This is a genomic window from Arthrobacter rhizophilus (assembly GCF_026241105.1).
Classification (GTDB): Bacteria; Actinomycetota; Actinomycetes; order Actinomycetales; family Micrococcaceae; genus Arthrobacter.
The window spans coordinates 112,994-120,482 of record NZ_JAPFFT010000013.1 but is presented as its reverse complement, the minus strand read 5'-3'; the positions used below and the strand labels follow the sequence as shown (position 1 = coordinate 120,482).

The following is a 7,489-nucleotide window of genomic DNA, read 5'->3' as shown; positions in this document are numbered from 1 at the left end:
ACCGACGGAACCGGGCGTCACGGCCTGGTTGAACGTTGCGGAGACCGCGGCATTGACCGCGACACTGGTCGCCCCCGGGGCGGGCGACGTCGACGTCACTGCCGGGGCCGGGGGCGCGGACACGTTAGTGAAGGTCCAGCTGTACGGGCTGGCCATTGTCTGCCCTGAGCTGTTGGTGGCCCCGCTGACGGTGGCAGTGTAGGAGGTGCCGTAGGCCAGGGCCGCGGACGTGGTGAAGGTCGAGGTGTTCGTGGCACTGTTGTAGCTCACCGTCCCGGCCACCGAAGCGTTGGCCGAATCCTTGAGCGTGAAACCGACGGAACCGGGCGTCACGGCCTGGTTGAACGTTGCGGAGACCGCGGCATTGACCGCGACACTGGTCGCCCCCGACGCCGGCGACGTTGAGCTCACCGCCGGGGCCGGGGGCGCGGACACGGTGGTGAAGGTCCAGCTGTACGGGCTGGCCATGGTCTGCCCCGTGCTGTTGGTGGCCCCGCTGACGGTGGCAGTGTAGGAGGTGCCGTAGGCCAGGGCGGCGGACGGGGTGAAAGTCGAGGTGTTCGTGGCACCGTCATAGCTCACCGTCCCGGCCACGGAGGCATTGGCGGAATCCTTGAGCGTGAAACCGACGGAACCGGCCGTCACCGCCTGGTTGAACGTCGCGGAGACCGCGGCATTGACCGCGACACTGGTCGCCCCCGACGCCGGCGACGTTGAACTCACTGCCGGGGCCGCAGGCGCGGATGGGTTGAACACCACGTCAATCCAATAATATTCGGCGTGGTAAGTCTGGGTGGGGAAGGTTGAGCTGGAGCTGTAGCCATACAGGCCGTTGGGGTTGCTCGGGGTATTCCGCAGGAAGTGCAGGGGAGGGCTGTCCACACTGTTGTTGCCGGCAGGTGACGCGGAGGGGTGCGGGTAGAAGTAGTCCTCTTCCTGCGAGTAGTGGCCGACGGGGGCGAAGTAGGAGGCCACGTAGGTCGTGTTGGCAGCAACAGCCACCGGATGGGCAAAGGTGAGGGTCTGCCAACCGGTGGCCGTTTCGCCGGAAAAGTTCCCGGTGGCCAGCAGCTGTCCGGCGGAGGTCCAGAGGTTGCCCACGTGGGTTCCTGTGTTGCGGGTGCTCTTGTAGAAGCGGATTGCGTTGATTGTTCCCGCAGCGTCGGAGGTGAATTTCACGCCGACTTCGACGGAATTCGGGTCGCCCGAATCTACCCCTGCGGGCAGGGCGTTGGTGCCGTACACCGAGCAGGGGCAGGGGATGTTGACCGTGACGCTGGCCGGGGAGCCTTGGATGTTGCCGCTGTCGTCGGTGGCGCGGACCTTGATGGTTGAGGCGGGGCTGCCGTGCGCGAGCCAGGTGTAGGTCCAGTTGGTCGTGCCGTTCGCGGGATGCCAGCTGGTGCCGCCGTCGGTGGAAACCTCGACGCCGGCCACCACCCCGCCGACGTCGGTAGCCGTGCCGCTGATGGTGAGCTTGGCGCCGTCAGCCAGGCCGGTCCCCGTGACGGGCGAGGTGATAGTGGAGATGGGAGCCGTCGTATCGGTGGACGCCGTGGCCGGCACCAGCCCGGCCGCCAGCGTCGCAGGCTGGGTGCCCATGTCAGCAAACAAGTTAACGGTGGCCTGCTGCATGTTCCGGTCTGTCGCCTTGCCTGTGGTGAAATCGTCCAGCCCCCACGACCACTGAACCGTCCCGGCACCAAAGACGAGCGCTCCACTCGGTGCCTTGTACATTGTGAGGTTATGGGTGGCCGTTTTTCCCCGGGCGGTCTGCGAACCGTAATCCGTGAAGACTTCCGCAGACGTGTTCGTGGTTGCCGACAACTTGAAGAGACCGGCGGGCCGGAAGCCGTTATCGGCGTCAATATCCCATTCATAGCCCAGGGTGCCGATACCCGAGCCGAGCGTTAGCGTTTGGCCCGCGGCCAGGCTCGCAGCGGCCGTGTTGCGCCACAACCGCTGTTTGGCGAATGTGTCCGGAACTTTAATGTCCGCGGTACCGGAGTTGACCAAGAAGAACTGACCCGTCAAAGAATTCTCAGGATTACCTCCGCCGCCGGCTGTACCGAACCGCGGGTCCCGCCAGGTTCCTGTCCACGTGACGGGATCGGTGGGCGCGTCGAAATGCGTGTCCTTGTAGGCCACCAGCGTTCGGCCGGGTGTGCTGGGTCCCGCCACGCTCGGCTCCCAACGTGTCCGCCAGAACATCTCGTTGCCGCTGAAGAACGCGAGGTTGACGCCGTGGTCCCGGGCGGCTTGCACGTTTGCCCGCTGATCGACGGACCAGTATTCGTCATGCCCCACCGAGAGGAAGGTGTTGTGATTCAGCAGCAACGAACCCTTGGTGGCAACGTCCAGACCGCTCATGTAGCTAACGTCGTACCCGTTTGATTCCAGAAAGCGGATCATGGGGTACTCGGTGGACATCAGCCAACTGTTCCCGCCGTCGTCCTCCGCACTGTGGAACGGCCGGTTGTAGGAAACTTTAAAGGCGCCTTTGTAGGTCTGCGGACTGCCGGGTGGGCAAGCGACAGTGCATGAATAGAGACTGTTGCCGCCGTAGGTGTTGTAGGCCTGCCACGTCTCGTCCGAGGTCTGGAAGATCAGTTTCGAGGAGCCGGCGTCGTTGCGTACGACAAACGGGATGACGCTGCTCCCTCCGGTGTCATCACGGACCAAATGGGCGATGTACACGCCGGAAACTGCCGTCGCGGGCACTGCCCAGGATGCCGAGACACCCCAGTTGCCGCAGTCTATGAGCCCCGTCGTGGAATCCGTCAGGCACGCCGGCTGAGCCTGCGGAAGGGCCGCTGCCGGCCTTAGACCGGCGGCGATTTTCCTGGCACCGAGACCTTGGTAATAACCAAGGCGCAAAATGTCGAAGTGATATGACGCGGCAGGCGTCTTGATTTTGAAAGTGACAGTGTCACCAGGATTGGCGCTCATGGCGGTGCCGAAGCCCTGGATTGTCGCATCACCAGCACCGGATACCTCCCAATCGCTGGAAGGCGTTCCCGGAAGTGAATTCTCGCAGGCAATCGGGCTGGTAACCGGCGGAGTGCAAGGGCCAGCCGCCGATGCAGCAGTCACACCAAGTGGTAACGCAGCTGCTGCGATGGCCATCACAACCGGAAGTACGATGCGCTGCTTCCAAGTGCGGGAGATAGGCTTAAGAACTGGAAGCATGATTCCTCCATGGCCAATTTGGGTTGCGTTGCTCCCCGGGACTTTGACAACAATTCAGTGCTAATGCCGTTCGGCAACCTAGCTGTGAGCCTGAGCCCGACTGCCGGAGGGCGGGAGGGCCCTAGTAGGCGCCGGTGGGGTGGAACAGGGCTCGTGCGGTCCGCCAGAGAATGATGATGTCTCCGACGATCGACCAGTTTTCCACGTAGTACAGGTCCAGCCGGACGCTGTCCTGCCAGTTAAGTTCAGAGCGGCCGTTGATCTGCCACATTCCGGTCAGCCCGGGCTTGATGTAGAGCCGGCGGTGGACGTGGCTCTCGTAGCCATCCACTTCGCGCTGTAGCGGCGGCCTTGGACCAACTAGACTCATGTCCCCGAGCAGCACATTCCAGAATTGTGGGAACTCATCCAGGGAATAGCGCCGCAGCCATCGACCGACCCACGTTACCCGAGGATCGTTTTGCATTTTGAACAACAGTCCGGCACCCTCATTCTGGCTGAGCAGTCCGGCAAGGTCATCCTCCGCGGTCTCCACCATCGAGCGGAACTTGAACATCATGAAGGTTTGTCCGCCTCGTCCGATGCGTTCCTGCCGGAAAACCACCGGCCCCGGACTGTCCCGCCGGATCAGCACGGCGATCACTGCAAACACGGGCAACAGCACCACCAGAGCCACGGCCGACAAGACAATGTCGAGCAGCCGTTTCAGCGCATGCTTGCCACCGGCATAATGGGGGAGCTCAACATGCATCAGCGGCAGCCCCTCGACGGGACGCGAATGAATCCTAGGACCAGCTACGTTTGTCAGGCCAGTCGTCAGGATCAGCTCCGTTGAACTTTCCTCCAATTGCCAGCCGAGCTCCTGGATGAACCTGCTGCCGCCTTCAACCTGCCCTGCAACGATGACCGCATCAGCCTCGGTCGCCGCGACCGCGTCCACGACTGAATAGATATCAGCGACAACGGGCACGTCCAGTCCTTTGACCACCATGCCCGATGACCGCTCCGGACCCTGCAGTGCAACGCCAACGACCTTGTAAACCGGTCCGGACTTCTTCTCTATCTGATTGATGACATATCGAACGTCTTCGGCGGCACCCAGGACGACGACCCTGGAAAGGTAGTGTCCATGAACACGCTGCCGCGTCAGCCACCGCCTCAACGACCAACGCGACGTCATCAGTCCCAGACACCCGAGCGGAAACGCCAGCGCAAAATAGCCGCGCGCAATGTCTACTTCGAAAACAACGCACGCCATGGTGAGCAGCCCGAGGAGGATTACAGTGGCACTAAAGACCCGTTTGTATTCGTCCGCCCCTATTCCAACCACCCGCTTGTCGCGGCTCCGATAAACGCTCAAAGCCCCCATCCAAGCGCCGGCGATCGCAACCGAAACCGGAAAATAACCCACTCGATAGCCGCCAACGACAACAAAGGCATTGTCGAATCCAAATCGAGCCACCTGAGCGAAAGCAGCCACGGAACAAATGACGATGGCGTCAAAGACCCACAAAAGGCGGTAGTAGCGGCGCGCCCAAAACACTCCCGATACGGGGCGTGCATAACGTCTGCCGTCACGTTGGGACCGATCGAACCCAGGATCCCTAAGAAAGGATGTGCGAAGACCAAACCTCAGATCACCAGCGGCTGCTTCTTCTGCTGGACTCACTGCCGCACCATCTTCGCACCGAGGGCCGGTCCGCTCCACCAAAGGACGATTGTTCTACGATTTTTCCACGCCGGGAAGCGACGCAGTTCCGTCGAAATCATGTTGCAGGGCACATCGACACCCGCTTCTTCTACAAATTCTTTGCCTGACTGACTCAACTCCGGAAATTGCCAACCGAAGGAACTTCAGGCTATGAAAGATCAGCGCGGGTCACACGAGTGGCTCCCACCTATCATTTCCAAACAACGACACTCGCAGTGTCCGCCGTCGTACCTATTTCACACTCGAGTGCTACTACCTGCCATTTCCAGCCAACTGCGCTCGGAACCGCGGCGCTATACCTGTGTGGTTCCTGTCTACCGGTTGGGGGCGCATGTGTTTGGAACGCCCAGCTCCGCTGACTGGTTATGTACGGACGAGAACGTACCGGGGAGAACACCGGAGAAAACGAAAGAGCCACCCGAAACGAGTGGCTCTTTCAATTCTTAGTAAGGATTGGGTCTATTCGAAACACACACTGCGTCCATGTTTCGAATAGATCCCACTTGGTGGAGCTGAGGGGACTCGAACCCCTGACCCCCTGCATGCCATGCAGGTGCGCTACCAGCTGCGCCACAGCCCCAAAACTTTGCTTGCCGGGGACTTCTGTCCCCGCCGGAGCAACTCGTCAATACTAAACCACAACGATGTGAGATAGGAAATCGAACGCCGTCGGCTTCGGGCAGATGAGGTGCGGTCGATTACTCGGCCGCACCTCCCCCCATTACTGCCCTTCAGCTGGTTGCTGCAAAACACAACGAGCTACCGCTTTGAAGTGTAGAGTCAGATTGGCCATTAAACAAACCGTTCAACCGGTTTATGAGATATCGAGCGCCGGGGAGACTTCGCAGGAAGCGGAAATTCAGCAAGAGCGGCGCTGAAAGTCTCCGGCCTGTGTCTCGAGATCCGCCAAGACGTTGAGAGGAGTGCCAGTGACCCGTCGAAACCAACTCAACCTGGCGGCAAGACGAGGATCGGAGCCCACATATGATGCGGCGTGGACAACAACTTCCGCACCGCCAAGATTGGGATCACGCTTCGAGGGACCGAAATATCGGCGGTCGCAATGGTAGCGTTATGGTTTCGTAGCCCGGTGCCGGGTTTTCGCGAGAGGACCACAACGTGCGCCCCTCCAGATCCGGCAAGCGACGCTGCGACCCGACTTCCAATGAAGCCGGATGAGCCCAGGACTACAATGCGGCGTGCACGTTCAACAGACGTTGGCATTGCCCGCACCGGTCCCGCGGATCAGTCGGATTCATGTATTCAAGTATCCCGGATGCAGAAACCGGAGAGGTCTCCAGGCTGATCATGCAACAACGTGCCAAAGCCACCCGAACGGCAGTGATTGAGGGAGCAGCGTCGATCTTTGAGGAGGTCGGCTACGGGAATGCGAGCCTCAGCGACGTCACGGAACGCGCCTCCGTTACCAAAGGCGCGCTGTACTTCCATTTCAAGTCGAAGGAAGGCCTGGCACTGGCTGTCATCGCCGAACAGCACAATATTGTGCGTGTTGCGGGAGAGAAGATTGCCGCGGCCGGGTTGCCGGCGCTGGAAACCATGATCTCCATGTGCAGAACATTCGGCCAACAGTTGCTCGACGAGCCAATTGTGCGGGCCGGCATCCGGCTGACGTTCGAAGCCTCGGCCTTCAACGCAGATGTGAAAGGCCCCTACCAGGACTGGGTCGCCACCATGGAGATACTGACCCGCCAGGCTCAACACGAGGGTGACGTAGGGCCCGATATTGATGCCGCAGACTTCGCCCGGTACCTGGTTGCGTCCTTCACGGGCGTCCAAATGGTGTCCAACGTGCTGACGGAACGAGCGGACGTTCTCAAGCGGATTGACGACATGTGGCGCTTCATGCTCCCGGCCATCGCTCAGCGGGTTTGACATACCTACCAGTCGGTTTGTAGCTTATTCCTATGGAGATTGGCGACACCGGCCGCACACCGAAGGGCGCGGCCACGCGCAGCGAGATCCTTAGGGTTGCCGCGGATGTCTTCGCGCGAAAGGGTTTCGAACAGACCCGGATGGACGACATCATCCGCGAAGTCGGGCTCACGAAGGGAGCCATCTACTTTCATTTCTCTTCGAAAGCGCAGTTGGCCCAGGCCGTCGTCGACGAGCAAAAGGCACGCTGGCTACGCCGCGTCCAAGAGGAAATTCTCAGCAAGAACGATCCGCCTGAGGAATTGCGCACTCTCGGGGAGTTCATGGTCAGAACCGTCCTGAGCGACTCTTCCGCTTGGGGCGTGGTGCACCTTGCCAATCAACTGGCCTCCGTGAAGGGGCATCCCGGCGGCGCTTCTCCCCTCGCCGCGTGGGTGGACCTCGTGGCGGGCATCCTTCAACGAGGCCGGGCAAGTGGTGTGTTGACGTTTCCAGGAGATCCCAATGACTCCGCAACGGTCATTGTGGCCGCATTCGATGGGCTGAAGTCAGTCACCGACGCCCTCGATCCCCGAGATCTCGACGCCTTCGAACGACGTGCCGAGCTTCTCTTGCAACTCCTCGAACGGCAGTTCATTTCCAGCTAACAAGGCACCAAACCCAACAGCTAAAAATCCCCGTATAACCAAAAAACAA

Annotated in this window: 5 protein-coding genes and 1 tRNA gene; 2 read left to right on the top strand and 4 right to left on the bottom strand. The window is 60.7% G+C overall.

Annotation, left to right across the window (positions count from 1 at the left end; genetic code table 11):
- From OOZ51_RS12850 to OOZ51_RS22520, 4 genes are all read right to left on the bottom strand, one after another.
- Positions 1-2,949, bottom strand: a 2,949-nt coding sequence (locus OOZ51_RS12850) for a N,N-dimethylformamidase beta subunit family domain-containing protein (RefSeq protein ID WP_265980006.1), incomplete at its 3' end; no start/stop codon positions are given.
- 361 nt (positions 2,950-3,310) lie between these two features.
- Entirely contained in the window at positions 3,311-4,858 is a 1,548-nt protein-coding gene (locus OOZ51_RS12845) for a sugar transferase (protein WP_265980005.1), read from the bottom strand.
- A 546-nt stretch (positions 4,859-5,404) separates the two neighbouring features.
- Positions 5,405-5,480 (bottom strand) — tRNA-Ala (locus OOZ51_RS12840).
- A gap of 368 nt (positions 5,481-5,848) precedes the next feature.
- On the bottom strand, positions 5,849-6,124 hold the full coding sequence (locus OOZ51_RS22520; protein WP_416346379.1) for an NAD-dependent epimerase/dehydratase family protein: 276 nt from the start codon (positions 6,122-6,124) through the stop codon (positions 5,849-5,851).
- A 33-nt stretch (positions 6,125-6,157) separates the two neighbouring features.
- Here OOZ51_RS22520 and OOZ51_RS12835 point away from each other — a divergent pair, with 33 nt between their 5' ends.
- Both OOZ51_RS12835 and OOZ51_RS12830 read left to right on the top strand, forming a co-directional pair.
- A complete protein-coding gene (locus tag OOZ51_RS12835) occupies positions 6,158-6,793 on the top strand; it encodes a ScbR family autoregulator-binding transcription factor (protein ID WP_265980004.1) in 636 nt (211 codons plus the stop codon).
- Between the two features lie 32 nt (positions 6,794-6,825).
- Complete coding sequence (locus OOZ51_RS12830; RefSeq protein WP_265980003.1) at positions 6,826-7,440, top strand: TetR/AcrR family transcriptional regulator; 615 nt, start codon at positions 6,826-6,828, stop codon at positions 7,438-7,440.
- Positions 7,441-7,489: the final 49 nt, after the last annotated feature.